25 protein-coding genes and 2 riboswitches are annotated in these 26182 nt (G+C 71.7%); of the genes, 5 read left to right on the top strand and 20 right to left on the bottom strand.

Annotated features, from left to right (window positions below):
* Positions 1–119 precede the first annotated feature (119 nt).
* The 5 genes from rmdB to BZZ08_RS18405 all read right to left on the bottom strand — a co-directional run bounded on the left by rmdB (position 120) and on the right by BZZ08_RS18405 (position 7113).
* The gene (gene rmdB, locus BZZ08_RS18425; RefSeq protein ID WP_104633347.1) at positions 120–2348 is read right to left on the bottom strand and encodes a cyclic Di-GMP phosphodiesterase RmdB; all 2229 of its coding nucleotides are present in this window, start codon (positions 2346–2348) and stop codon (positions 120–122) included.
* 257 nt (positions 2349–2605) lie between these two features.
* A complete protein-coding gene (gene ligA, locus BZZ08_RS18420) occupies positions 2606–4813 on the bottom strand; it encodes an NAD-dependent DNA ligase LigA (protein WP_104633346.1) in 2208 nt (735 codons plus the stop codon).
* A 15-nt stretch (positions 4814–4828) separates the two neighbouring features.
* Positions 4829–5824, bottom strand: a complete 996-nt coding sequence (locus tag BZZ08_RS18415) for a methionine synthase (RefSeq protein WP_104633345.1) — start codon at positions 5822–5824, stop codon at positions 4829–4831.
* Positions 5825–5856: 32 nt separating this feature from the next.
* Positions 5857–6546, bottom strand: coding sequence for an SDR family oxidoreductase (locus tag BZZ08_RS18410; protein WP_198601558.1), 690 nt, complete (start codon positions 6544–6546; stop codon positions 5857–5859).
* Between the two features lie 27 nt (positions 6547–6573).
* Positions 6574–7113 carry an LOG family protein gene (locus BZZ08_RS18405; protein ID WP_198601557.1) on the bottom strand — a complete coding sequence of 180 codons (540 nt, stop codon included), beginning with the start codon at positions 7111–7113 and terminating at the stop codon, positions 6574–6576.
* A gap of 96 nt (positions 7114–7209) precedes the next feature.
* Between BZZ08_RS18405 and BZZ08_RS18400 the strand changes: the two genes are divergently transcribed.
* Positions 7210–7542, top strand: a complete 333-nt coding sequence (locus BZZ08_RS18400; protein WP_104633342.1) for a DUF427 domain-containing protein — start codon at positions 7210–7212, stop codon at positions 7540–7542.
* 37 nt (positions 7543–7579) lie between these two features.
* On the top strand, positions 7580–8359 hold the full coding sequence (locus BZZ08_RS18395; protein WP_104633341.1) for an alpha/beta fold hydrolase: 780 nt from the start codon (positions 7580–7582) through the stop codon (positions 8357–8359).
* 43 nt (positions 8360–8402) lie between these two features.
* Here the strand turns inward: BZZ08_RS18395 and mnmA are convergent, their stop codons facing one another.
* Positions 8403–9533: a tRNA 2-thiouridine(34) synthase MnmA gene (gene mnmA, locus BZZ08_RS18390; RefSeq protein ID WP_104633340.1), complete on the bottom strand. Its 1131-nt coding sequence runs from the start codon at positions 9531–9533 to the stop codon at positions 8403–8405.
* Positions 9534–9593: 60 nt separating this feature from the next.
* On the opposite strand from mnmA, the gene BZZ08_RS18385 reads away from it, so the two are divergent.
* A complete protein-coding gene (locus BZZ08_RS18385) occupies positions 9594–10307 on the top strand; it encodes an N-acetylmuramoyl-L-alanine amidase (protein WP_104633339.1) in 714 nt (237 codons plus the stop codon).
* Between the two features lie 60 nt (positions 10308–10367).
* On the opposite strand, the gene BZZ08_RS18380 is transcribed toward BZZ08_RS18385, so the two are convergent.
* From BZZ08_RS18380 to BZZ08_RS18370, 3 genes are all read right to left on the bottom strand, one after another.
* The gene (locus BZZ08_RS18380) at positions 10368–11537 is read right to left on the bottom strand and encodes a cysteine desulfurase family protein (protein WP_104633338.1); all 1170 of its coding nucleotides are present in this window, start codon (positions 11535–11537) and stop codon (positions 10368–10370) included.
* A gap of 90 nt (positions 11538–11627) precedes the next feature.
* On the bottom strand, positions 11628–11921 hold the full coding sequence (locus BZZ08_RS18375) for a DUF4190 domain-containing protein (protein WP_104633337.1): 294 nt from the start codon (positions 11919–11921) through the stop codon (positions 11628–11630).
* A 49-nt stretch (positions 11922–11970) separates the two neighbouring features.
* Positions 11971–12138: a hypothetical protein gene (locus tag BZZ08_RS18370; protein WP_087807106.1), complete on the bottom strand. Its 168-nt coding sequence runs from the start codon at positions 12136–12138 to the stop codon at positions 11971–11973.
* Positions 12139–12253: 115 nt separating this feature from the next.
* Here BZZ08_RS18370 and BZZ08_RS18365 point away from each other — a divergent pair, with 115 nt between their 5' ends.
* Positions 12254–12880 carry a TetR family transcriptional regulator gene (locus BZZ08_RS18365; protein ID WP_104633336.1) on the top strand — a complete coding sequence of 209 codons (627 nt, stop codon included), beginning with the start codon at positions 12254–12256 and terminating at the stop codon, positions 12878–12880.
* A 12-nt stretch (positions 12881–12892) separates the two neighbouring features.
* On the opposite strand, the gene BZZ08_RS18360 is transcribed toward BZZ08_RS18365, so the two are convergent.
* Both BZZ08_RS18360 and BZZ08_RS18355 read right to left on the bottom strand, forming a co-directional pair.
* A complete protein-coding gene (locus tag BZZ08_RS18360; protein WP_104633335.1) occupies positions 12893–13753 on the bottom strand; it encodes a thioesterase family protein in 861 nt (286 codons plus the stop codon).
* Between the two features lie 25 nt (positions 13754–13778).
* The gene (locus BZZ08_RS18355) at positions 13779–14522 is read right to left on the bottom strand and encodes a TioE family transcriptional regulator (RefSeq protein ID WP_104633364.1); all 744 of its coding nucleotides are present in this window, start codon (positions 14520–14522) and stop codon (positions 13779–13781) included.
* Between the two features lie 59 nt (positions 14523–14581).
* Between BZZ08_RS18355 and BZZ08_RS18350 the strand changes: the two genes are divergently transcribed.
* Positions 14582–15784: an erythromycin esterase family protein gene (locus BZZ08_RS18350; RefSeq protein WP_104633334.1), complete on the top strand. Its 1203-nt coding sequence runs from the start codon at positions 14582–14584 to the stop codon at positions 15782–15784.
* A 13-nt stretch (positions 15785–15797) separates the two neighbouring features.
* Here BZZ08_RS18350 and BZZ08_RS18345 read toward each other — a convergent pair whose 3' ends face one another.
* From BZZ08_RS18345 to BZZ08_RS18305, 9 genes are all read right to left on the bottom strand, one after another.
* Positions 15798–16457: a trimeric intracellular cation channel family protein gene (locus tag BZZ08_RS18345; protein WP_104633333.1), complete on the bottom strand. Its 660-nt coding sequence runs from the start codon at positions 16455–16457 to the stop codon at positions 15798–15800.
* A 78-nt stretch (positions 16458–16535) separates the two neighbouring features.
* Positions 16536–17888 (bottom strand): dipeptide ABC transporter ATP-binding protein, encoded by a 1353-nt coding sequence (locus BZZ08_RS18340; protein ID WP_241965506.1) that lies wholly within the window; start codon positions 17886–17888, stop codon positions 16536–16538.
* A gap of 23 nt (positions 17889–17911) precedes the next feature.
* Positions 17912–19009 (bottom strand): ABC transporter ATP-binding protein, encoded by a 1098-nt coding sequence (locus BZZ08_RS18335; RefSeq protein ID WP_104633331.1) that lies wholly within the window; start codon positions 19007–19009, stop codon positions 17912–17914.
* Positions 19006–20004: an ABC transporter permease gene (locus BZZ08_RS18330; RefSeq protein ID WP_104633330.1), complete on the bottom strand. Its 999-nt coding sequence runs from the start codon at positions 20002–20004 to the stop codon at positions 19006–19008. Before BZZ08_RS18330 ends, BZZ08_RS18335 begins: the two co-directional genes overlap by 4 nt.
* A gap of 108 nt (positions 20005–20112) precedes the next feature.
* Positions 20113–21912 carry an ABC transporter substrate-binding protein gene (locus BZZ08_RS18325; protein WP_104633329.1) on the bottom strand — a complete coding sequence of 600 codons (1800 nt, stop codon included), beginning with the start codon at positions 21910–21912 and terminating at the stop codon, positions 20113–20115.
* Positions 21913–21982: 70 nt separating this feature from the next.
* On the bottom strand, positions 21983–22990 hold the full coding sequence (locus BZZ08_RS18320) for an ABC transporter permease (protein WP_104633328.1): 1008 nt from the start codon (positions 22988–22990) through the stop codon (positions 21983–21985).
* Positions 22991–23314: 324 nt separating this feature from the next.
* Entirely contained in the window at positions 23315–24112 is a 798-nt protein-coding gene (locus BZZ08_RS18315; protein WP_104633327.1) for an enhanced serine sensitivity protein SseB C-terminal domain-containing protein, read from the bottom strand.
* Positions 24113–24279: 167 nt separating this feature from the next.
* Positions 24280–25047 (bottom strand): enhanced serine sensitivity protein SseB, encoded by a 768-nt coding sequence (locus BZZ08_RS18310; RefSeq protein ID WP_104633326.1) that lies wholly within the window; start codon positions 25045–25047, stop codon positions 24280–24282.
* A gap of 79 nt (positions 25048–25126) precedes the next feature.
* Positions 25127–25795, bottom strand: coding sequence for an AAA family ATPase (locus tag BZZ08_RS18305; protein WP_104633325.1), 669 nt, complete (start codon positions 25793–25795; stop codon positions 25127–25129).
* A 177-nt stretch (positions 25796–25972) separates the two neighbouring features.
* Positions 25973–26066: riboswitch (glycine riboswitch) on the top strand.
* A riboswitch (glycine riboswitch) is annotated at positions 26067–26182 on the top strand. It abuts the riboswitch before it with no gap.

Here is a 26182-nt window from a genome sequence, read left to right as displayed (position 1 = left end):
GCCGAGCCGCCCGGCCCGCGTGAGACCGGCCGACCCGGGCGGGGCGGGGCCAGGTGCGCCGGGCAGACGGGCGGTGCGCCGACGGCAGGGGGCGCGTGCCGCGGTCGGCCGGGGTCAGGTCACTCGTCGGTCGCCGCCGCGGGCAGTGCGGCGGCGGCCCGGACCCAGCCGCGGGAGCCGCGGGCGAGCAGCCAGGCGGTGGTCTCCTCCGGGGGCATCGCGGCCGCGACCAGCCAGCCCTGTACGGCGTCGCAGCCGAGGTCCCGCAGGCGCTCCCAGGTCTCGTCGTCCTCCACGCCCTCGGCGACGACGAGCAGGCCGAGCGAGTGGGCGAGGTCGACGGTGCAGCGCACGATCTCGGCGTCCTCGGTGTCGATGGCCAGCCGGGCCACGAAGGAGCGGTCGATCTTCAGCTCGCTGACGGGGAGCCTGCGCAGGTGGACGAGGGAGGAGTAGCCGGTGCCGAAGTCGTCCAGGGACATCTTGACGCCGTGTCCGGTCAGCGCGTTGAGGGTGTCGGCCGCCCGCTGCGGGTCCTCCAGGAGGACGTGCTCGGTGATCTCGAGTTGGAGCGCTCCCGCGGGGACTCCGTGCCGGGCGAGCCGGGCGGCCACCGAGCCCGCGAAGCCGGGGGTGTGGACGTCGCGCGGGGAGACGTTGACCGCGACCGGCACGAACAGGCCCTGGGCGCGCCACCGGGCGACCTGGGCGAGCGCCGTCTCCAGGACGTACTCGGTGAGGTGGGGCATCAGCCCGGAGGACTCGGCGATGGCTATGAACTCGTCCGGCGGCACCTTGCCGCGCTCGGGGTGCACCCAGCGCACCAGGGCCTCCAGGCCCGCGACCTGACCGTCGAAGCGGACCTTGGGCTGGTAGTGCAGCTGGACCTCGTGGGCGTCCAGGGCCCGGCGCAGGTCGCCGAGGAGGCCGAGCCGGTCCGGGGTGTTGGAGTCCCGCTTGGACTCGTAGACCTCCACACCGGTGCGGTCCCGCTTCGCCTGGTACATCGCCACGTCGGCGCGGCGCAGCAGCCCCTCGGCGTCCAGCGCGTGGTCGGGGAAGACGGCGACGCCGGCGCTGGCCTCCAGGACGAGGGTGAGCCCGTCCAGGTCCATCGGGGAACTCAGTTCGGCCACCAGCCCCCGGGCGATCCGGGTCGCCGACGTGGTGGAGTCGGCGACGGGAAGTAAGACGGCGAACTCGTCACCGCCGAGCCGCGCGGCCTCCGCCCCGCGCGGCAGGGCCTGCCGCAGCCGGTCGGCGGTCTGCAGCAGCAGCCGGTCGCCGGCGAGGTGTCCGAGGGTGTCGTTGACCGACCGGAAACGGTCGAGGTCGATCAGCATCAGGGCGGCGCGGGCGCCGATGCGCTCGGCGTCGTCCAGCGCGGTCCAGGTGCGCTCCAGGAGCCACTGCCGGTTGGGCAGGCCGGTGAGCGGGTCGCGCAGCTGCTCCTCGGCGCGGGCGCGGGCGATCCACAGCGTGGAGTCGAGGGCGACGAGCGGGATGGCGAACAGCGGCAGCAGCAGCGGCTTGGCGACGGCGACGACGCAGATCAGCGGGGCGATGCCGAGCAGGGCCACCGCGACCAGGCCGTGCCTGACCAGGGCGGTGCGGGCGGCGGTGGGCAGACCGGGGCGCGGGGTCTGGATGTACCACAGCAGGGCGCGGGTGACGGCGAGGTAGGCGACGGCGACGAGCACCACCTTGGGCGCCGCGTACACCCCCCAGGTCTCGGGGTCCCAGGGGTGCTCCACGGACGGTACGGAGCCGCAGACGCCGAGGAGCACGGCGCCCGCGGCGATGCCGAGGATGTCCACCGCGCCGTGCAGGACGCCCTGCCGCCAGTGGCCCCGGCGGGCTATGCCGACCAGGACGACGACGGTGAGGCTGACCATGCCGGCCGGAATCCAGCCGTACAGCAGCAGGACGGCGAGGGTGAGGGCGGCGCCCGAACCGGTGCCGCCCCACCAGCGGGAGCGGCCGAGCATGACCAGGTGGCCGACGACGATGCCGGCCAGCACGGCCAGGGACCAGCCGACGGTGCCGGCCGGGAAGAGGGCGTGTCCGTCGCTGAACGCCCGGTAGAACCCGGCGCCCAGGACGAAGGCGGCCGTCGCCACGATCGCCGCGGGCAACGCGGGCCAGGACAGGTGCCGTTCGCCGTCCGGGTCGGCCGGCCCGTGGAGGTGTCCGGGGGCGCGGCCGGCGGCCGGCGGCAGCCGGGTGCCCGTCGCGGGATGCGGGACGCCACCATCGCGTTGCCCGAGCCACCGGCTCACGTGCCACGCGTCCACCATGCGACGCAGGCTCAGCCGTGAGCCCGCGGCGGCGCTCTCGGTCGGTTCCATTCCCGTCCCTCTCACAGCCGGCGGTGCCCACGCCACGCGGCCCCCGCCTCGACCACCTTCAACGGCTCCGCGTGGGAGACCCCTTCCCCTGTCACTCGGGGCAGGGGGGTGCCCCGACCGCAGCTGGGCACGGCGGGCGCACACCTCAACAGTAGGCCGCGGAAGGCTTCCAGGGGCACTGGTCGTCGACGGTTGCCCGAATGCCACCCGGCCACCCGTATGCATCTGATATGCGCCGATCGGGTGGCCTTCAACCGCTATTCCTCAGCCGAAAGCGCGACGTCCGCCGCCGCTTCGGGTCCTTGTTCGAGCAGAACGGCGAAACCGTCCTCGTTCAGAACCGGCACTTTCAGTTGCATCGCCTTGTCGTACTTCGAACCGGGGTTGTCACCGACCACGACGAACGATGTCTTCTTGGACACCGATCCGGTCACTTTGGCGCCCCGGCTCTGCAGGGCGTCCTTGGCGCCGTCCCGGGTGAAGTTCTCCAGGGTGCCGGTGACGACGACGGTGAGTCCTTCGAGCGGGCGCGGTCCTTCGTCCTCCCCCGTCGACCGGTCCTCCAGGGGAACCCCGGCCGCCCTCCACTTGCGGACGATCTCGCGGTGCCAGTCCACGGCGAACCACTCCTTGACGGCGGTGGCGATGGTGCCGCCGACGCCGTCCGTGCTCGCCAGCTCCTCCTCGGTGGCCTGCTCGATGCGGTCGATGGAGCGGAACTCCCGGGCGAGGGCCTGGGCGGCGACCGGTCCGACGTACCGGATGGAGAGGCCGTTGATGAAGCGGGCCAGCGGGCGGGTCTTGGCCTCCTCGATGTGCTGGAGCAGCGCGAGGGTGTTCTTCTTCGGCTCGCCCTCCTTGTTGGCGAAGACCGTGGCGATCTTCTCCTCGCCGGTCTTCGGGTCGCGCTTGGGCAGCCCGCTGTCCGGGTCGAGGACGTACGCCCTGATGGGCAGCAGCTTCTCGACGGTGAGGTCGAAGAGGTCGCCCTCGTCCACCAGCGGTGGCTCGGACGGCTCCAGGGGCCCGGTCAGCGCGGCCGCCACGACCCCGCCGAAGTGCTCGATGTCCAGGCACTCCCGGCCCGCGAGGTAGGCGACCCGCTCGCGCAACTGGGCCGGGCAGGCGCGGGCGTTGGGGCAGCGGAGGTCGATGTCGCCCTCCTTCAACGCCTTCAGCGGCGTCCCGCACTCGGGGCACTCGGCCGGCATCACGAACTCCCGCTCGCTGCCGTCCCTCAGGTCGGCCACCGGCCCGAGGATCTCCGGGATCACGTCACCGGCCTTGCGCAGCACCACGGTGTCGCCGATGAGCACGCCCTTGGCCTTGACGACCTCCTGGTTGTGCAGCGTGGCGAACTCCACCTCGCTGCCGGCCACCGTCACCGGCTCGACCTGCGCGTACGGCGTGACCCGGCCGGTGCGGCCGACGCCCACCTTGATGTCGACGAGCTTGGTGTTGACCTCCTCCGGCGCGTACTTGTAGGCGATGGCCCAGCGGGGCGCGCGGGCCGTGGAGCCGAGCCGGCCCTGGAGGCGGATCTCGTCGAGCTTGACGACGACTCCGTCGATCTCGTGCGCGACGGAGTGCCGGTTCTCGCCGTAGTACGCGATGAACTCCCGTACACCGTCCAGGCCGTCGACCACCCGGTTGTGCGGGGAGGTGGGCAGGCCCCAGGTCTTCAGCAGGTCGTACGCCTGGGAGAGGCGGGTCAGGCCCGAGTAGCCCTCCAGGGTGCCGATGCCGTGGACCACCATGTGCAGCGGGCGGGAGGCGGTGACGCGCGGGTCCTTCTGGCGCAGCGAACCGGCCGCGGCGTTGCGCGCGTTGGCGAAGGGCTTGTCCCCCGCCTCGTTCAACCGGGCGTTGAGTTCCTGGAACTTCTCCATCGGGAAGTAGACCTCGCCGCGGATCTCCACGAGGTCGGGGACCTTGTCGCCCGCCAGGCGCTCGGGGATCTCGGCGATGGTGCGGACGTTGGGCGTGATGTCCTCACCGGTGCGGCCGTCGCCGCGGGTGGCGGCACGGACGAGGCGGCCGCGCTCGTAGGTCAGGTTGACGGCGAGTCCGTCGACCTTCAGCTCGCACAGGAAGTGGTACTCCTGCTCGCCCAGCTCCCGGGCGATGCGCTCGAACCAGGCGGCCAGTTCGTCGTCGTTGAAGGTGTTGTCCAGGGAGAGCATCCGGGTGGGGTGCTCCACGGCCGTGAACTCGGTCGCGTAGGAACCGGCGACCTTCTGGGTCGGGGACTCGGGGGTGCGCAGCTCCGGATGCCGCTCCTCCAGCTCCTCCAGGGTGCGCAGCAGCCGGTCGAACTCCGCGTCGCTGACGACGGGCGCGTCGTTCACGTAGTACCGGAAGCGGTGCTCCTCGATCTGCTCGGCGAGCTGCGCGTGCTGCTCCCGTGCCTCGGCGGGCACGCTCGTCGTCTCCGCCTGCTTGTCGCCCTGCTTGTCGCCGGCCACCGTATGGTCCTCCCGTTACTCTGGGTTGTCCGCGAGAGATCTTGCCGCCCGGGCACAGTGGGCGAGCGCGCGCCGGGCGTAGTCCGGGGAGGCACCCGCGAGTCCGCACGCCGGAGTGACGGTGACCGCCTCCGCGAGCAGCTCCGGACGCAGCCCCAGCCTGCGCCACAGCGTTCTGACACCCATGACGCTACCGGCAGGGTCCGACAATGCCGTGTCCGTGCCCGGCACGACACCGGTGAAGAGCCGGGTGCCGCCCTCGACGGCCTCGCCGATCGCGTCGTCGTCACGCTCGGTGAGAAGCGAGAAGTCGAAGGAGACGCCCGCGACGCCCGCCCGCCGCAGCAGGGCGAACGGCACGTCCGGCGCGCAGGAGTGGACCACGACGGGCCCGCCGTCGTGCACCCCGGCGACCTCGCGGAGGGTCGCCTCCACGACCTGGCGGTCGACGGCGCGGTGGGTGCGGTAGCCGCTGGCGGTACGCACCTGGCCGCGCAGGACGGCGGTGAGGGAGGGTTCGTCGAGCTGGAGCACGGGCCGGGCGCCGGGCACCCGGCGGCGCAGCTCGGCCAGGTGCAGGCGCAGGCCCTCGGCGAGCGAGGCGGCGAGGTCGCGGCAGGCGCCGGGGTCGGACAGGACCGCCTCGCCGCCTCGCAGTTCCAGGGCGGCGGCGAGGGTCCACGGGCCGACGGCCTGGACCTTGAGCGGGCCCTCGTAGCCCTGGGTGAACTCCTCCAGGGCGTCGAGGTCCTGCCCGAGCCAGGCCCGGGCCCGTTTGGTGTCCCGCCCCGGCCGGTCGCCGAGCCGCCAGCCACTGGGCTCCACGCGCGCGTACAGCTCGACGAGCATGCCGGCGGTGCGGCCGATCATGTCGGCGCCGGGGCCGCGGGCGGGCAGCTCGGGGAGGAAGGGGAAGTCCTCGAAGCTGCCGGTGGCGGTCTTGGCGGCCTCGCGGGCGTCGTGGCCCGGGAGGCTGCCGACGCCGGTGGCGGGGGCGAAGTTGTCGTTCACGGGGCAAGCCTACGCAGGGGCGCGTGGCTGGATCACCGCCCCGGGCGCACCGTCAGGTCGTTGACCTCCGCGTCCCTCGGGAGGTCCAGGGCCATCAGGATCGTGGTGGCGACGGACTCGGGGTCGATCCACTGGGCGGGGTCGTACTCCTTGCCCTCCTGCTGGTGGACCTTGGCCTGCATGGGGCTGGCGGTGCGGCCGGGGTAGACCGAGGTGACGCGGACGCCGTTCGCGTGCTCCTCCTGGCGCAGGGCGTCGGCCAGGGCCTTCAGACCGTGCTTGGAGGCGCCGTACGCGGCCCAGCCGGCGTGGGCGCTGAGGCCGGAGCCGGAGTTGACGAAGAGCACCTGGCCCTGGGCGACGCGGAGCTGGGGCAGCAGCAGGCGGGTCAGCTCGGCGGGGGCGACCAGGTTGACGTTCAGCTGGTTGAGCCAGGTCTTCGGGGTGAGGTCGCCGACCGCACCGAGGTCGACGACCCCGGCGATGTGCAGCAGCGAGTCCACCCGGTCGGGCAGGCTCTGGTGGGAGAGGGCCCAGGACAGCTTGCCCGGGTCGGCGAGGTCCCCGACCAGGGTCTTCGCGCCGGGGAGCGCGGCGGCCAGTTCCTTGGCGCGGCCCGCGTTGCGCGCGTGCAGCACGATCTCGTCGCCGCGTTCGTGCAGGCGGCGGGCGACGGCCGCGCCGATGCCGGAGCCCGCTCCGGTGATCACATGTGTAGCCATGCCCGCCATGCTCGCACCACCGGTGTCCTACTCGATGCCCTGGCTCTCCTCCAGGTAGGCGAGCGCGCCGACCGGCTCCTCGGCGAAGAACACCAGCTCGGTCAGGGGGCGGGGCAGGAAGCCCTCGTCCTCCATGCGGCGGAACTGCTCCCTGAGGCCGTCGTAGAAGCCGGCGGTGTTGAGCAGGACGACCGGCTTGTCGGTGTGCCCGTGCTTCTTCAGCTCCAGGATCTCGGTGGCCTCGTCGAGCGTGCCGGTGCCGCCCACCATGATGACCACGGCGTCGGCCTTCTCCAGCAGCAGCCGCTTGCGCTCGGCCAGGTCCTTCGCGATCACCATCTCGTCGGCGCCCTCGCGCGCCCTGTCCGCCAGGAAGTCCACCGAGACCCCGAGCAGCCGTCCGCCGGCCTCCTGCACGCCGTCGGCGACCACCTTCATCAGGCCGACGTCGGAGCCGCCCCAGACGAGGGTGTGCCCGCCCTTCCCGAGCAGTTCGGCGAACTCCTTGGCGGGGCCCGTGTAGCGCTCGTCGAGGTCGGCGGCGGAGAGGAAGACGCAGATTCTCATGGCCTCCACCGTACGGCCCGGTCCGGAGGGGAAGAACCCGGCCGCCGGGGACGCTGTAGTGACGTGACGGAGACCACTGCCACCAGGAGGACGACCGTGACCAAGGGACTCAAGGGACACATCATCACCGTCGAACCAAGCGGCCGGCACGTGCGCGTGGTGCACGGCGGGCAGGTGCTGGCGGAGAGCGACGGGGCGTTGGTGCTGCACGAGACGGGCTTGCCGGACCGGTACTACATCCCGCCCCGGGACGTACGCCTCGACCTGCTGACGCCGTCCGACACGCAGACCCACTGCCCCTTCAAGGGCGACGCGTCCTACTGGTCGCTGCCGGACGCGGCGGACCTGGTCTGGGCGTACCCGGACCCGAAGCCGGAGGTCGCGGAGATCAAGGACCACCTCTGCTTCTACGACGTCGAGGTGTCCTGAGCGATGAATTCCGTGCCGTGGTGCAGTCTGCACAGGCATGGAGAAGACGACTGTTTCGCGTGACGGCACCCGCATCGCCCATGAACGCTCCGGACGGGGACCGGCGGTCGTGCTCGTCAGCGGCGCGATGTCGACGGGTGCCACGACGGCGCCGCTGGCCGCCGCGCTGTCGGGGCGTTTCGACGTCACCGTGTACGACCGCCGGGGGCGCGGCGAGAGCGGCGACACCGCGCCCTACGCGGTGGAACGCGAGATCGAGGACCTGGCGGCGCTGATCGAGGCGGTGGGCGGCGAGGCGTCGCTGTACGGCATGTCCTCGGGCGGCGCGCTGGTGCTCCGGGCGGCGGCGAGCGGCCTGCCGGTGCGCCGCGTCGCCGTGTACGAGGTGCCGTACGCCATGGACGACGCCGCCGCGCGGGCCGCGGCCGAGTACACCGAGCGGCTGACCGAGGTGCTGGGGCAGGGCCGGCGCGGGGACGCGGTGGAGCTGTTCCTGCGGCACACCGGGCTGGGCGAGGAGATGATCCGGGGTGCCCGGCAGTCCCCCATGTGGGCCGGGATGGAGTCGGTGGCGCCGAGTCTGGCGTACGACGACGCCGTGCTGGGCGACAGCCGGGTGCCCACGTCCGTGATCGCCTCGATCAGCGCTCCCCTGCTGGTCCTCGCGGGCGGCGCGAGCGACGCGTGGTGGCACGAGGCGGCCCGCGCGATCGCGGAGGCGGCCCCGGAGGGCACCTACGGCACCGTGCCCGGACAGACCCACATGGTGGAGCCGGGCGTACTGGCGCCGGTGCTGGCGGAGTTCCTCGCCGGGTGAGCCGACGCCTGGGCGGTCGCCGCCGTGCGCCCCGGCCGACGGCTCAGGCCGCGCCGGCCGTCGCGCGCGTGGTGGACGCGATCGTCGCCGAGCCCACCACGCGGGTGCCGTCGTACAGCACGATCGCCTGGCCGGGGGCGACGCCGCGCACCGGCTCGGTGAACGTCACCTCCAGGGTGCCGTCGACCAGTTCGGCCCGTACCCCGGTCTCGCCGCCGTGGGCGCGGAGCTGGGCGGTGTAGGTGCCGGGGCCGGTGGGGGCGGCGCCGCACCAGCGGGGCTTGATCGCGCGCAGGGCGTCGACGTCGAGCGCCTCGGCCGGGCCGACCGTCACGGTGTTGTCGACCGGGGAGATGTCCAGGACGTAGCGCGGCTTGCCGTCGGGGGCCGGGGTGCCGATCCTGAGGCCCTTGCGCTGGCCGATGGTGTAGCCGTACGCGCCCTCGTGGGAGCCGAGCCGGTTGCCCGCCTCGTCGACGATGTCGCCCTCCGCCTTGCCGAGACGGTCCGCCAGGAAGCCCTGGGTGTCGCCGTCGGCGATGAAGCAGATGTCGTGCGAGTCGGGCTTCTTGGCCACCGCGAGGCCCCTGCGCTCGGCCTCCGCGCGGATCTCGTCCTTGGTGGTGACCGTGTCGCCGAGCGGGAACATCGCGTGGGCGAGCTGCCGGTCGTCGAGGACCCCGAGGACGTAGCTCTGGTCCTTGGCCATGTCGGAGGCGCGGTGCAGCTCGCGGACGCCGTCCTCGCGCAGGATCACCTGCGCGTAGTGGCCGGTGCAGACGGCGTCGAAGCCGAGGGCCAGCGCCTTGTCCAGCAGCGCGGCGAACTTGATCTTCTCGTTGCAGCGCAGGCACGGGTTGGGGGTGCGGCCGGCCTCGTACTCGGCGACGAAGTCCTCGACCACGTCCTCCCGGAAGCGGTCGGCGAGGTCCCACACGTAGAACGGGATGCCGATGACGTCCGCGGCACGGCGGGCGTCGCGCGAGTCCTCGATGGTGCAACAGCCCCGGGCGCCCGTGCGGAAGGACTGGGGGTTCGCGGAGAGCGCGAGGTGGACGCCGGTCACGTCGTGCCCCGCCTCGGCCGCGCGGGCGGCGGCGACGGCGGAGTCGACTCCGCCCGACATGGCGGCGAGGACGCGGAGGGGACGGGTGCGCTGCGGAGTGTCAGTCATAGCCCCTCCAGAGTACGGGGAGGCGGGAACCGGAGCGCGCGCGTAGGCGTTGAAGATCGTATGGGGGCGAAGCAGGGATCCACGAGCGGGTCCACACCGGGCGGGTCCGGGGACGCGGACCGGCGCATCGGCCGCCGCGCGCTGATCGTCGGCGGTGCGGCGGCGGCCGTGGGCACCGGCGTGCTGGCCCGTGACGAGCTGTCCCGGCTGTGGTGGCGCGTGCCGGGCGTCGAGCGACCCCGCGAGGAGGGGGCGGTCGACTTCGCGGGCGCGCGCTGGGTGGCGGCGTCGGACGCGAACTGGCGGCGGGCGGACCGGCCGGACGACTTCGGCATCGACATGGTGATCGTCCATGTCACGCAGGGCAGTTTCGACAGTGCGGTGCGGGCCTTCCAGGACCCGGGGCACAAGGCGGCCGCGCACTACATCGTGGGGCAGGACGGGCGCGTCACCCAGATGATCCGCGAGCTGGACGTGGCGTACCACGCGGGCAACCGCGACTACAACGAACGCAGTGTCGGCATCGAGCACGAGGGCTTCGTGGACCGCCCGCGGGACTTCACCGCCGCGATGTACGCCGCCTCCGCGCGGCTGACGGCGGGGATCTGCGCGCGGTACGACATACCCGTGGACCGGAAGCACATCCTCGGCCACGTGGAGGTGCCGGGCACCGACCACACCGACCCGGGGCCGCACTGGGACTGGGACCGGTACCTGAAGCTGGTGCGGCGGGCGGCCACGAGCACCCCGTCGAAGCCGCCGACCAAGGCGTGACCCCGCCGATCGAGGTCTGACCCCGCCACCCGGGCCTGACGCCGACCAGGGCCTGCACCCTTACGACAGCCCCGCCGCCCGGGCGCGTTCCACCGCGGGGCCGATCGCCTTGGCGAGCGCCTCCACGTCGGCCTCGGTCGAGGTGTGGCCCAGGGAGAAGCGCAGGGTGCCGCGGGCCAGGTCGGGGTCGGTTCCGGCGGCCAGCAGGACGTGGCTGGGCTGGGCGACGCCCGCGGTGCAGGCGGAGCCGGTGGAGCACTCGATGCCCTGGGCGTCGAGCAGGAGGAGGAGCGAGTCGCCCTCGCAGCCCGGGAAGGTGAAGTGGGCGTTGGCCGGCAGGCGGCCCCCGGGCGACGGGTCGCCGCCGAGGATCGCGTCCGGGACGGCCGTACGGACGGCGTCGACCAGGTCGTCGCGCAGGGCGCCGATCTCGCGGGCGAACCACTCGTGCTGCTCGGCGGCGAGGCGGCCGGCGACCGCGAAGGAGGCGACGGCGGGGACGTCGAGGGTGCCGGAGCGCACGTGGCGTTCCTGGCCGCCGCCGTGCAGGACGGGGACCGGGGTGTACTCCCGGCCCAGCAGCAGCGCGCCGATGCCGTAGGGGCCGCCGATCTTGTGGCCGGAAACGGTCATGGCGGCGAGCCCGGAGGCGGCGAAGTCGACCGGGAGCTGGCCGACGGCCTGGACCGCGTCGGCGTGCAGCGGCACGTCGAACTCGGCGGCCACGTCGGCGAGTTCCCGCACCGGCATGATCGTGCCGATCTCGTTGTTGGCCCACATGACGGTGGCGAGCGCGACGTCGCCGGGGTCGCGGGCGATGGCCTCGCGCAGCGTCTCCGGGTGCACCCGGCCGTATGGGTCGACCGGCAGGTACTCGACGGTGGCGCCCTCGTGCTCGCCGAGCCAGTGGACGGCGTCGAGGACCGCGTGGTGCTCGACGGGGCTGGCCAGGACCCGGGTGCGGGCCGGGTCGGCGTCGTGGCGGGCCCAGTACAGGCCCTTGACGGCGAGGTTGTCGGCCTCGGTGCCGCCGGAGGTGAGGACCACCTCGCTGGGGCGGGCGCCGAGCGCCTCGGCGAGGGTCTCGCGGGCCTCCTCGACGGTGCGCCGCGCCCGGCGGCCGGACGCGTGGAGGGAAGAGGCGTTGCCGGTGACGCTCAGGTGCGCGGTGAGTGCCTCGACTGCCTCGGGAAGCATCGGGGTCGTCGCGGCGTGGTCGAGGTAAGCCATGGTGCGGCCGATTCTACGGGGCGGTTCCGCCCCGTCTCAGACCAAGGCCGGTCTCTTCGCCCGACGGCCGGGACCGAAGGGCGCGGTGGCTCACAGACTCCACGACATGGTGTTGTCGGCGGACATGAACGCCACCAGGACCAGCAGGTCGGCGATGCCCAGGCCGAGGCCGAGGAGGGCCCGGCCGCGGCGGGCGGTGCCGCGCCACAGGGCGATGCCCGCCAGGGCGATGGCGATCGGGCCGAGGAAGACGTTGAGGACGAGCAGGCCGAGCAGACCGAGGACGAACGAGGCGACGGCCATGCCGTCGGTGTCGTGGATACCGACCCGACGGGTGGTGCGGGTGGTGTCGGTGCCGCGGTGGGCCGGTGCGGTGAGCTGCATGGTGTTCTCCCTGCCGTGCGTCGGTGGACCGTGCGCCGGTGGGCGCGCGTCAGTGGGCGGAGGTGCTCCGTCGGCGGCCGTGCCGCTCGCGGACCGCGAAGATGCCGAGCCAGACGGCGATGACCAGACCGGCCGCGACGGAGAAGGTGAGCGGTGCGTGGGCGACGGCGCCCAGGACCACACCGAGGAGCAGGAGTGCGACGACGAGAAACAGCATGGAGCGGATCCCCCAATCTTCGGTGAACGGTTGTGGTTACAGTTGTTCACTGACTTTCTAGTCTAGCGCGCCGCACGGCTTTTCAATTCCGGAGAACAGTTGTTAACTGCATGGCATGAGTCACACTCCCGGCGTTCGGCAGGCGCAGAAGCAAAAGACCCGGCAGGCGCTCCTCGACGCGGCGCTCGGCCTGCTGGAGGAGCAGAGCCTGAGCAGCCTGGGACTGCGTGAGGTCACCCGCGCCGTGGGCGTCGCCCCGACCGCCTTCTACCGGCACTTCCACTCCACGGCGGATCTCGGTGTGGCGCTGGTCGAGGAGGCGCTGGGCAGCCTGCACCCGATGATCCGGACCACGATGTCACCGGGCGAGGACGACGACGAACGCATCGCCCGCGCGGTCGAGTTGATCGCCGGTCATGTGGCCGCGCACCCGGCCCACGTCCGCTTCGTCGCACGGGAGCGGCACGGCGGGGTGCAGCCGGTGCGCCGGGCCATACGGGAGCAGCTGGCGCGGTTCGCCGAGGAGGTGCGGGCCGAGCTGGCCACGGACGCGTCGGCGGCGGGCTGGAGCGAGACCGATCTGCGCATGCTGGCGGGCCTCTACGTCGACCAGATGCTGATCACGGCGTCCCTGTTCCTGGAGACCCTGGACGCCCCGGAAGACGAACGCCGCCGGGCCGTCGAGACGGCCCGGCGGCAACTGCGGCTGATCAGCGTCGGCCGCAGGCACTGGCTGGACTGAGGAACTCCCGGGTCAGCCGAGCCGGACCCGGGCCAGCTGGCGGGACTGGGCGACCAGGCGGTCGGCGCTGTCCCAGACCTCGGCGTCCTCCTCCAGGAAGCCGCCGGCGAGGTTGCGGGTGGTGATGGAGACCCGCAGCGGGCCCGGCGCCGGGCGGCACCGCACGTGCGCGGTCAGCTCGACCGTCGGCACCCAGCCCTTGAGCCCCAGCTCGAAGGCGGTCGGAGGCAGCGCGTCCACCGCGAGCAGCAGCGAGATCGGGTCCGCGTCGCGGCCGTCGGCGAGGCCGAACCAGGCCCGCATCTCGCCCCGGCCCGAGGGCTGCCCCAGCGCCCAGCCCAGCGTGGCCGGGTCGAGCTTGAGCATCAGCCGGTCGGCGATGGCCGAGCTGCCCTCGACGGGGGCGGGTCCGTCCTCCGGGCCGAAGCACTGGTCGAGCGGCGGGATCGCGGGCGGCTTCGCCGAGGTGCGGACGTCGTCGGGCAGCGTGCCGAGGTCGCCGTAGGACGCGAGGACCCGGATGCGCTCGACCTCGTCGCCCTCGTCGTCGTACTGGAAGAGGGAGGCCTGGCCCGTGGAGAGGGTGCGCCCGGTGCGGACGGTCTCGGTGCGCACGACCGCCGGGCCCGGCCGGGAGGCGGTGAGGTAGTGCGCCGAGATGGTGAAGGGGTCGGGGTGCGGGAGCGCGTCGCCGAGGGCCCGGCCCAGGACGGCCAGCAGATAGCCGCCGTTGACGGCGTTGATGATCGTCCAGCCGGCCGACAGGACGAGGTCGTAGACGCCGGGGGCGCGCGGGGTGACGGCGGTGTCGCGGTCGAACTCGCTGTCGCCGATGGTGGCCCGGGTGGCCGCTGCGGAGGCTGCTTCTGGCATGCCTGCACGGTACAACAGGAAACTACTAAGCGGTAGCTTTCTCTTCTCGCTCGCGCGTGCGCAGATACGTCTCCAGCTCCGCCGCCCCGGTCACCATCGCCCGGCCCCGGGCGGAGACCCGGTCGTGCCACTCGCGCAGGGCGGCCTCCAGCGGCTCCAGCCCTCCGGCCGACCGCACCCGGGCGAGCACGGACGCGATCCGCTCCAGCGGATAGCCGCCCCGCCTGAGCTGGTGGGCGAGGCGGGCGTCCCGGACGTCGGCCGCGTCGTAGCGGCGGTATCCGGTCGCCGGGTCGCGACGTGGGCGCACCAGGCCGGCGCGCTCCCACTTGCGCAGGGTCGCGGGCCGGATGCCCAGCTCCCCCGCGAGCGCCCCGATGAATCCGCCCGTCGGCCCCGGCGCACCCCCGTCGGACTCGGGCACCAGGTCCCGTAGCGCGCCCTCCACGGCCTCCAGTGTCCGCCGGTCGTCGAGCAACTGGGCGTGGCTCTCGTCGATCAGCCGAAACGCCTCGTCGAGCGCGCCCTCGTTCACGCCCCGCATCACCGCGGCCGCCGTCCCGTGGCCGTGGCCCGCCACCAGGGCGAGGAACGCGGCCAGGGCCCTGGCGTGCAGCGTGGTGTAGCGGCGGTATCCGTGGGCCGTGCGAGCGGCGGCCGGGAGGATGCCGGCCGCCTCGTAGTTCCTGACCGCCTGCGCCGACAGACCGTGCGCGCGGGCCAGATCGACGGGCCTGAGGCTTACCCCTGTTTGAAGGTTGGCGGCCACCAATCCCACGCTCCCAAGCACAAAGTCTCAACCGAAGGTTCAACGATACCGTTGAAGCCATGGCTGAACGCATCCAGGACATCGCCCGTCCCCTCGACGCCGCCGCCGTCATGCGGTTGCGGCCGGCCCCGCCCCGGCTGCTCGCCCTCGGCGAGCCCACCCACGGCGAGGACACCCTGCTCGACGTGCGCAACGACGTCTTCGGGCAACTCGTCGAGCGGCACGGCTACCGGACGATCGCGATCGAGAGCGACTGCCTGCGGGGGCTGGTCGTGGACGACTACGTCACCTGGGGCACCGGCACCCTCGACGAGGTCGTGGCGCACGGGTTCAGCCACCCCTGGGGCCCGAGCGCACCCAACCGGGAGCTGGTGCGCCGGATGCGCGCCTACAACGAGGACCGGCCCGCGCACGAGCGGCTCCGCTTCGCCGGTTTCGACGGCCCGCTGGAGATCACCGGCGCCGCGAGCCCCCGGCAGGCGCTCACCGCGCTGCACGGGTACCTCTCGGCACGGGTGGACGCGGACCTGCTCCCCTGCACCGGTCGGACACTGGACCGCCTGCTCGGGGCCGACGACCGGTGGACCGAGCCCGAGGCGATGACGGACCCGGCACGGTCCGTGGGGCGGTCGGCCGAGGCCGGGGAGCTGCGGACGCTCGCCGCCGACCTGGTGTCGCTGCTCGACGAGCAGACGCCGCACCTGCTCGCGACGGCCTCGCGCGACGCCTGGGACCGGGCGCGTCTGCACGGACGTACCGCCACCGGGCTGCTGACGTACCACTACTGGATGGCCGACACCTCCCCGGCCCGCATGGCCCGGCTGCTGGGCGTGCGGGACCGGATGATGGCCGACAACCTCCTCGCGCTCGCCGACCGGGGGCCGACGCTGGTCCACGCCCACAACGCCCACCTCCAGCGCGAGAAGAGTTCGATGCGGATGTGGCAGGGGCCGGTGGAATGGTGGAGCGCCGGTGCCCTCGTCGGCGCCCGGCTCGGCGGGGAGTACGCCTTCGTCGCCACGGCGCTCGGCACGATCCGGCACCAGGGGGTGGACACCCCGCCGCCGGACACCGTCGAGGGGCTCCTGTACGCGCTTCCGCGGGACCCTTGCGTCGTCGACGCCGGACGACTGGCCGAGGCCCTCGGCGACCCGCGGCCCGCACCCCGGGTGTCCCCCTGGTTCGGCTACGCCCCGCTCGATCCCGCCCACCTGGACTCGGTCGACGGCGTCGTCTTCGTCAAGGACATGCCGCGGCCCTGAAGCGAGCCGGGGGTCAGTCCCGCTCCACCACCGTCGACCGGCGGTTCCAGGCGCGCGGTGCCCGCCAGTGGAAGCGCAGCGCGAGCAGCCGCAGGACGAAGGCCGTGACGACCGCGAGCCCGCTGGTGAACGGGGTGAGCGCCTCGTAGCGGATGCACAGCGCGACCATCGCGGAGCCGACGATCGCCGGGACGGCGTACAGGTCGCGGTCCCAGCGCAGCAGTGAGGGCACCTCGTTGGCGAGCACGTCGCGCAGGACGCCGCCGCCGACCGCGGTGGTCAGGCCCAGGCAGGCGGAGGCGGTCAGGCCGAGGCCGTAGTCGTACGCCTTGGTGGTGCCGGCGACGCAGAACAGGCCGAGCCCGGCCGCGTCGAAGATGTTCACGCCGGTCTGGAGGCGCTCCACGTGGGGGTGGAGGAAGAAGACCAGCAGGGTGGCCAGCAACGGGGTGAGGAAGTACCCGAGGTCGGTGAAGGCGGCGGGCGGCACCGCGCCGATCACCAGGTCCCGGAACAGCCCGCCGCCGAGCGCGGTGACCTCGGCGAGGACGGCGATGCCGAAGACGTCGAAGTTCTTGCGTACGGCCAGCAGCGCGCCGGAGATGGCGAAGACGAAGATGCCGACCAGGTCGAGCGTGTGCTGGACGGTGGGGCTGAAGAGTTGCTCGTACACCCTTCTATTCTTACTCGACAGCGAGCCCCTGCCTTACAAACGAAGGCAGGGGCTCGCTGTCGGGCGAGGTGGACGAGGTCACTTCTCCTTGGCGGGAGGCTCCTCGGTGGGAGACCCCTCGGCGGCCGGCTCGTCACCGTCCGACACGGCGCCCTCGGACGCCTCGGCCCCGGACGCCTCGGTCTTCGCGGCCTCGGTCCCGGAAGCCTCGGTCTCCGACGCCTCAGTCTTCGCGGCCTCGGTCCCGGTCGCCTCGGTCTTCGCGGCCTCGGACGCCTCGACCTCCGCGGCCACCGCCGCCGAGGTCGCCGCCGACTCGGCCAGCGCCTCCTCGGACACCAGCTCTGCGGCCTCCTTGGCGGCGCTGAGGAGGACGACGTCCTGCGGGGCCTGGTCCTCGAAGTTCTCCGGGTGGTGGCAGGCCACCTGCTGGCCCGGCCGCAGTTCCTTGAGCGGCGGCTCGGTGGTCGTGCAGATCTGCGTCGCCTTCCAGCACCGGGTGTGGAAGCGGCAGCCGCTCGGCGGCGAGATCGGCGAGGGCACGTCGCCCTTGAGCAGGATGCGCTCGCTCTTGGCCGACTTGCGGGCCGGGTCCGGGATCGGGACGGCCGACATCAGCGCCTTGGTGTACGGGTGCATCGGCGCCTTGTAGAGCAGGTCGCGGTCGGCCAGCTCCATGATCTTGCCGAGGTACATCACCGCGATGCGGTCCGAGACGTGCCGCACGACGGACAGGTCGTGCGCGATGATCACGTACGTCAGACCCAGCTCGGTCTGGAGGTCGTCGAGCAGGTTGACGACCTGGGCCTGGATCGACACGTCGAGCGCCGAGACCGGCTCGTCGGCCACGACCAGCTTCGGGTTGAGCGCGAGCGCGCGGGCGATGCCGATGCGCTGGCGCTGGCCGCCGGAGAACTCGTGCGGGTAGCGGTTGTAGTGCTCGGGGTTGAGGCCGACCACCGACAGCAGCCGCTGCACCTCCTTCTTGACCCCGCCCTCGGGCTGGACGCCCTGGAGCTTGAAGGGGGCGCTGACGATCGTGCCGATGGTGTGGCGCGGGTTCAGCGAGGAGTACGGGTCCTGGAAGATCATCTGCACGTCGCGGCGCAGCGGACGCATGCCGCCGACCCCGAGGTGGGTGATGTCCTTGCCCTGGAACTCGACCTTGCCCGCGGTCGGCTCCAGCAGCCGGGTGATCAGCCGGCCCATGGTCGACTTGCCGCAGCCGGACTCGCCCACGACGCCCAGCGTCTCGCCGGCCTTGACCTCGAAGTCGATGCCGTCGACGGCGCGGACCGCGCCGACCTGGCGCTGCAGCAGGCCCTTCTTGATCGGGAAGTACTTCTGCAGCCCGGTCACCTTCAGCAGGGTCTCGCCGGGACCGGCGTCCTTGGTGAGGGTGGTGCCGCTGGTCTGTGCGGGGATGGTCACCGCTTTGTCCTCTGCCTGGTCGCTCACAGCTTCGGCGCAATCTCTTCGGTCCAGATACGCTCCCGCTGCTCCTGCGACATGTGGCAGGCGGCCCAGTGCTTGCTGCCGACCTCGGTCAGCTCGGGGCGGACCGTGCGGGTGACGTCGTCCTTGGGCACGTCGGCGTACGGGCAGCGCGGGTTGAAGGCGCAGCCGGACGGGAGGTTGATGAGGGAGGGCGGCGAGCCCTTGACCGGGATGAGGCGTTCCTGCTGGTCGCGGTCGAGCCGCGGCATCGAGCCGAGCAGGCCCCAGGTGTAGGGGTGCCGGGGCTCGTAGAACACCTTCTCCGCCGGACCGCGCTCCACGCACCGGCCGCCGTACATCACCAGGAGGTCGTCGGCCAGTTCGGCGACGACGCCCAGGTCGTGGGTGATGACGATGACCGCGGAGCCGAACTCCTTCTGCAGGTCCCGGATGAGGTCGAGGATCTGCGCCTGGACGGTCACGTCCAGGGCGGTGGTCGGCTCGTCCGCGATCAGCAGCTCGGGGTTGTTGACCAGCGACATCGCGATCATCGCGCGCTGGCGCATACCGCCGGAGAACTCGTGCGGGTAGCTGTCCACCCGCTTGTCCGGCTGCGGGATGCCGACGCGGTCGAGCATCTCCACGGCGCGGCGCTTGGCGGTCTTCTTGTCCACCTTGTGGTGAATGCGGTACGCCTCCACGATCTGCTGCCCGATCGTGAAGTACGGGTGCAGCGCGGACAGCGGGTCCTGGAAGATCATCGCCATCTCGCGACCGCGCAGCTTGCGCACGTGGTCGGGGTCGGCGGACAGCAGCTCGGTGCCGTCCAGCCAGATCTCGCCGGATATCCGCGCCTTGCGCTTGCCGTACTGGCCGGCGGTGTGCAGGCCCATGATGCCGAGCGAGGTCACCGACTTGCCGGAGCCGGACTCGCCCACGATGCCGAGGGTCTTGCCCTTCTCCAGCTGGAAGGAGAGCCCGTCGACGGACTTGACCAGGCCGTCGTCGGTCGGGAAGTGGACCTTGAGGTCGCGTACTTCCAGGAAGGCGGTCGGCGCGGGCGAGGCACCGGTGGGCTCGCCCACCGCTGCCCCGCTCTTGCTCAGTTCGGTCATGCGAGCCTCACTCGGGGGTCGATCACGGCGTACAGGACGTCCACCACGAGGTTGGCGATCAGCACCGCGAGAGAAGTGATCAGGACGACGCCCAGGATAAAGGGCAGGTCGTGGTTCTGGATCGCGTCCAGCACCTTCTGGCCGAGGCCGGGGAGGCTGAACGTGGTCTCGGTCAGGATCGCGCCGCCCATCAGGGCGCCGAGGTCCATGCCGAGCATGGTGAGCAGGGGCGTCAGGGTCGAGCGCATCGCGTGCTTGCTGATGACGACCTGTTCCTTGAGGCCCTTGGCCCGCGCGGTGCGGATGTAGTCCTCGCCGAGGATCTCCAGCATGGTGGCGCGGGTGATCCGGGCGTACATCGCGGCGTACAGGAAGGCCAGCGTGATCCAGGGCAGGATCATGCCGCCGATCCAGCCGCCGAAGCTCTCCTCGAGCGGCACGAACTCACCGTCGATCCAGCCCAGTCCGTAGGAGAAGATCGCCAGGCTGAGCAGGCCGGTGAAGTAGATGGGGAGGGAGACACCCGCCAGGGCGACGACCATCGCGCCGCGGTCCCACAGCGTGCCGCGCTTGAGGGCGGAGAGCACACCGGCGGCCACACCGAAGATCAGCCACAGCACGGCAGCGCCGAGCGCGAGGGCCAGGGTCACCGGGAAGCGCTCGGTCAGGACCGGCCAGACGGACTGCTCGGTCTTGAAGGAGTAGCCGAAGCAGGGCGCGGCGCAGTGGGTCACGTCGCCGCCGGCCGCGTAGGTGCGACCCGCGAAGATGCCCTTGAAGAACTCCCAGGCCTGGACGAAGACCGGGTCGCCCAGACCCAGCTTCTCCCGCACACCCTCGACGGCGGCGGGGTCCGCCTGCTTGCCGACGAAGTTCAGGGCGATGTCGACCCCGGCCCACTTGGGGACGAGGAAGAAGATGCAGAAGACCACCAGGATGATGACCACGAGCATCACTGCGGCGGCGAACAGCCGCCTGATGAGGTAAGCGAGCACGGGTTGCGGCCCGCTGCGTCCCGCGGGCCGCCGGAGGTCTTCCGACGGCCCGCGGTCACGCCGCGCCGGCCTTCACCTGCCTTTCGTGCCGTACGGCGGGTGTACCGGTTACTTCTTGGGGTTCTTCAGGCCGATGTTCACGAAGTCGTACATACCGCTGTAGGCGTCGGTGGTGTACACGTTCGCGATGTTGCTGGAGCGCCAGTTGATGAACTTCTCGAAGACGAAGGGGAGGTAGTACCCGCCCTCCATCACCTTGTGGTTGATCTCCGTGGCGATCTTCTCCTTGCCCGCGTCGTCCTTCGCGGTCAGGTAGTCGGCGAAGAGACCGTCGATCTTCGGGTCGTCGATCATCGCGAAGTTGTTGTTCGCGCTGTCGAGGATGTAGTCGCTGTGCCACAGCGGCAGACCGTAGCCCTGCACGGACGGGAAGTCCGGGCCCCAGCCCATGATGATGATGCCGTAGCCCTTCTTCTTCACGTTCGTGGGGCTACCGATGACGCTGGCGTACTGCGAGCCGTCGTACTGGTCGATCTCGACGTTGATGCCGACCTTCTTCAGCGAGGCCTGGAGGGACTCGGCGGTGGCGACCTCGACCGGCTTGTTGTTGCGGACCGCGATGGTGGTCTTGAAGCCGTTCGGCTGGCCGCAGGCCTTCAGCTCTTCCTTGGCCTTCTCGATGTTGCCCTTCTTGTTGGCACCGGCCATCTCGTACGGGTCGTACTTCTGGCCCTCGGAGCCCGGGACGGCGGGCGGCAGCATGTTGGTGCCGATGTCGCCGCCGGCGACCGGGCCACCGCGCGCGGTCTGCAGGGAGACGTGGTCGGCCCCGTAGAGCACGGCCTTGCGGCAGTGGATGTTGTCGAACGGCTTCACGTTCTGCGGGAAGGCCGCGTACCGGATGTAACCCGAGACCGGGTTGTCCAGGTTCTCCTTGTGCTCGTTCAGCGCCGTGGTGCGACCCTGCGGGGACAGACCGGTCTGGGCCAGGTCGATGTCGTAGTCACCGGCGATCAGACGGGCGTCCAGGTCGTTGGCGTTGGTGAAGAACTTGATCGTGACCTTGTCCGGGTACGCCTTGCGGACCGGGTCCGAGCTCTGCTTCCACTCGGCGTTGCGGACCAGGGTCAGGTCCTTGCCCGGGTTGTAGGACTCGAACTTGTACGGGCCCGAGGAGAACGGGTGCAGGCCGTACTTGGACTTGGTGTCCTTGTCCTGGCGGACCGGGGACGCCGAGGTCAGCGCGAGCATCTCCTCGAAGTCCGAGTTGGCCTGCGGCAGGTGGAAGACGATCGTCTTGTCGTCCGGCGTCTCGATCGCCTTCAGACCCAGCTTGTCCTTGGACTTGTCCTTGTACGGGCCCTGGTACTCGTCCTTGGGGTCGAGCACCTCCTTGAGGTACGTCGGACCGCCGGACAGCACGTCCTGCGCCCACACGCGCTCGATGCCGTACTTGACGTCCTTGGAGGTGATCGGCTTGCCGTCCTCCCAGGTGATGCCGTCACGCAGGGTGTACGTGTAGGTCTTGCCGTCTGCCGAGACCTTGGCGACGTCGGTGGCGAGGTCGGGGGTGACCTCGGCGCCGGTCTTGCCCGGCTCCGTCTTGTTCGTGACGAGCTGGCGGCTGTAGTAGCGGGAGAAGTTCCACATGAAGCCGTAGTAGCCGCGCGTGGTGTCCCACGAGTCGGCGTCCTGCGTGCTGGCGTACTTCAGCGTGCCGCCCTTCTTGGCCTCGGAGGCCTGGGCGACCTTGTTGTTGGCTGCGTCGAAGCCGGCCGCGCCGTTCTTCGAACCGCTGCCGCCGTCGTCGCCGCCGCCGCCGCACGCCGCCGTGGTCAGCAGCGCGGCGACCACTGCGGCAGCGGCCAAAGCCTGCTTGCGCCGCCCTGAGGTGCGTTGGGTAGTCACGATCTCGGATCCTCCGGATTAGATGAGAGACCCCGTGCAGGTGCCACGGGTCGCTTTGCGGTACGGCAGGTCAGCGGGAACCCTTCGGGTCCAACGCGTCGCGCACGCCGTCACCGAAGAGGTTGAAGGCAAGAACGGTGATGAAGATCGCCACACCGGGGACCACCATGTACATGGGGTCCGACTTGTAGTAGTCGATCGCGCTCGAGAGCATCTGCCCCCAGGACGACGTGGGCGGCTTGACGCCTACGCCCAGGAAGCTGAGCGCCGCCTCGGTGAGGATGTTGGTCGGGATCATCATCGTGGTGTAGACGATGATCGGCGCCACCAGGTTGGGCAGCAGTTCCTTGAACAGGATGTAGAACCGTCCGGCCCCCAGCGACCTGGCCGCCTCGACGTACTCCCGTTCACGCATCGAGAGGGTCTGACCGCGGACCACGCGACCGATGTAGGGCCAGCCGAAGAAGCCGATGACCACGATCATCATCAGCAGACGCACGCCCGTGCCGCTCAGCCCCAGCATGGAGTCCGGCATCACGGAGACCAGGGCGATGATGAACAGGAGCTGCGGGAAGGCCAGCAGGCCGTCCATGATCCGGCTGATGAGGGAGTCGACCCAGCCGCCGAAGAAGCCGGCGAGGACACCCAGAACGGTGCCGATGACCACGGCGACCATGGCGGACAGGAAGCCGACGAGCAGCGAGATCCGGGCGCCGTGGACGATACGGGCGAAGATGTCACGGCCGTTGACCGGCTCCACGCCGAGCCAGTGGTCGCCGCCGACACCGCCCAGGGAGCCCCTGGGCGTGCCGAACAGCGGGTCGATCATGTCCTCGTTGTACGCGTTGGGCTCCTGCCCGTACAGGGAGGTGATCAGGGGCGCGAAGACGGCGACCAGGATGAGGAGCAGTACCACGATGCCGCCGGCGAGGGCCAGCCTGTCCTTCTTCAGGCGCTCCCAGGCGATCCGGCCCAGGGAGCGCCCTTGTACCGACTTGGCTTCGGCGCCGGCGACCGCCGCTTCCTCTGCCGCACTCGGGGCCGCTTCCGCGGTCGGCTCGTGCAATGGTGCCGTCATCTGGCAGGGACCCCTCTCAACCGGCGGTAGCCGGCCCGCACTTGCCGCTGTAGCGGCGTGATCAGTCCGTCGTACAAAGAGGCGAGCATCCACCCCTTGTTGCGGGAGTCTTCAACGCTTTGGCGATCTGTAGCCAGACTTGACGGGGAATGGATGCGCAACCGTGATGCTGTTTGAGGTGTTCCGTTATCCGGACAGTGGGTAACGGGGGCCGGACAGGGGCGAGTTGGGACATCGGGGACAAGCAGGCGCTTTACGCCCTCATCTACGCGCGAAGATCGCCTCTTCCGGCGGTATCCATCGGGCCTGCGGATCCCGCGGCCGTCAGTACCGGCTACCGGCCGGAGGGTATCCGTACCCGCCCGCCGGCGCCTGGGCGGGGGCCGCCGCGTGGGCCTCGCGGTCGTAGAACGGGCGCGCGTTGGCGCGCAGCCACAGGGCGACCGGGTCGTGGGCGTCGGTCATCGCCACCGTCGACACCGGCAGCCCGTCCGGCACCGCGCCGACGGACTGCTGCATCATCGCGCGCACCGCGTCGACGGCGGGCGGGGAGGTGTCGTACACGTCCAGGCCGATGGCGAGGTACGGCGCCCCCAGCGCCGGCTGCACCCAGGCGCGGCGCAGCGCGCGGACCGCCGGGGTGCGGTGGGCGTTCTGCGCGAGCAGGGCGTAGAACTGGGGGATCTCGATGGCCGGTTCGGACAGCCGCAGGGGCCCGGCGGGCTGCCGGTCCAGGCCGGAGGCGATGCGGCGCAGGTCGAGCCAGGGGATGCCGACACCGCCGCCGGGGGCGTGCGGGTTGAGCCACAGGCCGTAGTGGTCCGGGTAGAGGGCGCGGGCGACCTCCAGGCCGTCGACCACTTCGTACGACCGGTTCCAGCCACTGGCCGAGAGCTCCTGGGCGGAGGTCACGCAGGGGGCGTAGCCGTAGCCCTCGACCTCCATGTTCCCGTACTGGGCGTCCGGGGAGCCGGCCTGGCCGTGCCACAGCAGCATCCAGACCTGACCGGAGGTGGGGCTGGCGAGGGCGCGCAGCAGGGCCTCGTAGGCGTCGTAGCGCCCGGGCGTCACCTGGCGCAGCATGTGCTCGACCTGTCCGGTCGTGGTGCCGCTGGCGCTCACGCGTATCGCCCCTTCGAGAAGTTCCCCCGGTGTTGGAACCAGCTTAAGGCTCCGCCGGGTGCGGGGGGCCTTCCAGCTCGGGGTGTGCTGTCGTCTTGCGGGTGCGGGTGCGTCGTGGCCTGTCGCGCAGTTCCCGGCGCCCCTGGGCAGGTGTTCCCACCCGGTGTTTACAAGTCACCGTTGTAGAAGGGGCGGACCTTTTCCCGCATCCAGTCGCAGACCGGGTCCTGGGCCGCTTCCAGGAGGATCAGGTTGACCTGCCACTTCAGGGGGGACGTGGCGAGGGCGCGGCCGAGGGCGTCCAGGGGGAGGGCGCGGGCGTCGCCCTCCCAGTGGGTGAGTTCGACGCCGACGAACAGGACCGGGTCGGCGGTCTCGACGGCGGCCAGGCAGCGGCGCGCGCTGCGGACGACGCCGATGGCGGCGAACTCGGCGGAGGCCGCGGCCAGGAAGTCCACCGGGTCGTCCTGCCAGTCCGGCTCGAAGAGGCGGACCCGGCCGCCGGAGGAGGGCCCGTCCAGCGGGGTGTGTCCGGCCCGGCACAGCTCGGCCACGGCGGGCGGCGGCAGCGGGATGCCGACCACGCCCTCCGGGTTCACCGCGATGCCGACCTGCGGGGGCAGGCCGCGGGCGAACTCCGCGGCGGGGGCGATGGTGTACGCCATGTGCGCCCCGGCGACCTGGCGGAGCTGCTCCTCCGAGCTGAACACCGGCACATAGGCCTGCCCGTCGATCTCCAGCGAGGGCAGGTCGAGGGGGCCGCTGTGCGGGCCGCCGCCGTTCGGCAGGGGTATCCACAGGAAGCTGCGGCCGAGGACCTCCACGATCCGGCCACCGGCCGACGGGATGCCGAGGGAGGCGGACAGCACCTCCTCCAGCTCGTTGCCTGGCCATCCGCCGTGCGGGTGGGGGTGCGTCTGTGCCGGGAAGTCCATCTGCCTACCTACCGCCTGCCTGGTACCGCCGTTCGTGGCTGAAAGGCTAACCCGTTCGATCCCGGGGCCCTACCCTGCGTCACCCCGTGAAGGCGATGCGGCGGAGGGTGTCGGCCGCCGCCCGGTCGAGGACCACCGCGGAGGCGCAGCCGGCGGGCAGGGTGCCCTCGGTCACCGCGCGCAGCAGGCGGGAGTTGGCCGTGCGGTGCCGCAGGAACGCGTACCGCGAGACGCCCCGGCCGCGCTCGCGCTGGCCGGCCAGGGCTTCGCCGGGAGCGACGTCGAGGAGCAGCAGGTGCAGGGTGCCGTCCCGGCGGCGGGCCTCGCGGGCCAGCCAGCCGCGCACCCAGGCCTGGGTGCCGCAGTCGTGCACGACGACGCCCTCGCCGGAGCGCAGCGCGCGGCGCAGCCCCGCGTAGTGGGCAAGCCGGACGAGGGGGCGGTAGAGCGCGTACGGCAGGAGGCGCGGCATGCGGCGCTCCCAGCGGTCGCGGGTGTCCTGGGAGTCGATGCGGCCGCCGCGCACGGTGCGCCGCATCAGCGTGGACTTGCCGCTGCCGGGCAGGCCGGTGATCACCACCAGGTCCCGGGGTCCGAAGAGCAGGGCGTGCGGGCTGCGGCCGTCGCGGTCCCTCAGGTCGCGGACGACGGGTGCGGTCAGTGGGGCACATGCCTCGGGGGCCGGAGCGGCGGGCTGCTTGGGCAGCGCGAGTCCGGAGGTCGTGGCGTACGCCGTGGTCCTGTTCACCGTGATCGTCCTCCCCTGGGGCGGTACACGAGTACCTCCCCGTCGAGTGTAAAGAGAAGGTAATGCGCGGGTCTCGCGTTTTCGTTCGCTTACTGCCACAAGCCGGTTACAGATCACGGTCTGCCACGGATGGGCCAGGCGTGCAATGATGGCGGCGCCAACTGCATACCGGCCGTTTGAATCCGCGCGGGAGAGTCCCCGGCCGCGCCGGGGCGCCGAAGGAGCAAGTCCCTCCCTTGAATCTCTCAGGCCCCGTTACCGCGCGGGCGAGGCACATCTGAAAAGCGGACCGCCCCCGACGGCGGTCCCACCCAAGGTGCAAGCCCTGATCGCCGTACTCCGGTGGCCGTGGCGAACCTCTCAGGTTCCGATGACAGATGGGGAGGA

Source organism: Streptomyces sp. MH60, from assembly GCF_002939385.1.
Classification (GTDB): Bacteria; Actinomycetota; Actinomycetes; order Streptomycetales; family Streptomycetaceae; genus Streptomyces.
The sequence above is the reverse complement of the archived record's forward strand: the minus strand, read 5'-3'. Positions and strand labels throughout refer to the sequence as shown.

What these genes read in the sequence shown, in the direction of transcription:
- rmdB (WP_104633347.1), bottom strand. Translation starts at nt 2,348, where the DNA reads ATGGAACCGACCGAGAGCGCCGCCGCGGGCTCACGGCTGAGCCTGCGT.
- BZZ08_RS18410 (WP_198601558.1), bottom strand. Translation starts at nt 6,546, where the DNA reads ATGGCTACACATGTGATCACCGGAGCGGGCTCCGGCATCGGCGCGGCC.
- BZZ08_RS18405 (WP_198601557.1), bottom strand. Translation starts at nt 7,113, where the DNA reads ATGAGAATCTGCGTCTTCCTCTCCGCCGCCGACCTCGACGAGCGCTAC.
- BZZ08_RS18395 (WP_104633341.1), top strand. Translation starts at nt 7,580, where the DNA reads ATGGAGAAGACGACTGTTTCGCGTGACGGCACCCGCATCGCCCATGAA.
- mnmA (WP_104633340.1), bottom strand. Translation starts at nt 9,533, where the DNA reads ATGACTGACACTCCGCAGCGCACCCGTCCCCTCCGCGTCCTCGCCGCC.
- BZZ08_RS18385 (WP_104633339.1), top strand. Translation starts at nt 9,594, where the DNA reads ATGGGGGCGAAGCAGGGATCCACGAGCGGGTCCACACCGGGCGGGTCC.
- BZZ08_RS18380 (WP_104633338.1), bottom strand. Translation starts at nt 11,537, where the DNA reads ATGGCTTACCTCGACCACGCCGCGACGACCCCGATGCTTCCCGAGGCA.
- BZZ08_RS18375 (WP_104633337.1), bottom strand. Translation starts at nt 11,921, where the DNA reads ATGCAGCTCACCGCACCGGCCCACCGCGGCACCGACACCACCCGCACC.
- BZZ08_RS18370 (WP_087807106.1), bottom strand. Translation starts at nt 12,138, where the DNA reads ATGCTGTTTCTCGTCGTCGCACTCCTGCTCCTCGGTGTGGTCCTGGGC.
- BZZ08_RS18365 (WP_104633336.1), top strand. Translation starts at nt 12,254, where the DNA reads ATGAGTCACACTCCCGGCGTTCGGCAGGCGCAGAAGCAAAAGACCCGG.
- BZZ08_RS18360 (WP_104633335.1), bottom strand. Translation starts at nt 13,753, where the DNA reads ATGCCAGAAGCAGCCTCCGCAGCGGCCACCCGGGCCACCATCGGCGAC.
- BZZ08_RS18350 (WP_104633334.1), top strand. Translation starts at nt 14,582, where the DNA reads ATGGCTGAACGCATCCAGGACATCGCCCGTCCCCTCGACGCCGCCGCC.
- BZZ08_RS18335 (WP_104633331.1), bottom strand. Translation starts at nt 19,009, where the DNA reads ATGACCGAACTGAGCAAGAGCGGGGCAGCGGTGGGCGAGCCCACCGGT.
- BZZ08_RS18320 (WP_104633328.1), bottom strand. Translation starts at nt 22,990, where the DNA reads ATGACGGCACCATTGCACGAGCCGACCGCGGAAGCGGCCCCGAGTGCG.
- BZZ08_RS18310 (WP_104633326.1), bottom strand. Translation starts at nt 25,047, where the DNA reads ATGGACTTCCCGGCACAGACGCACCCCCACCCGCACGGCGGATGGCCA.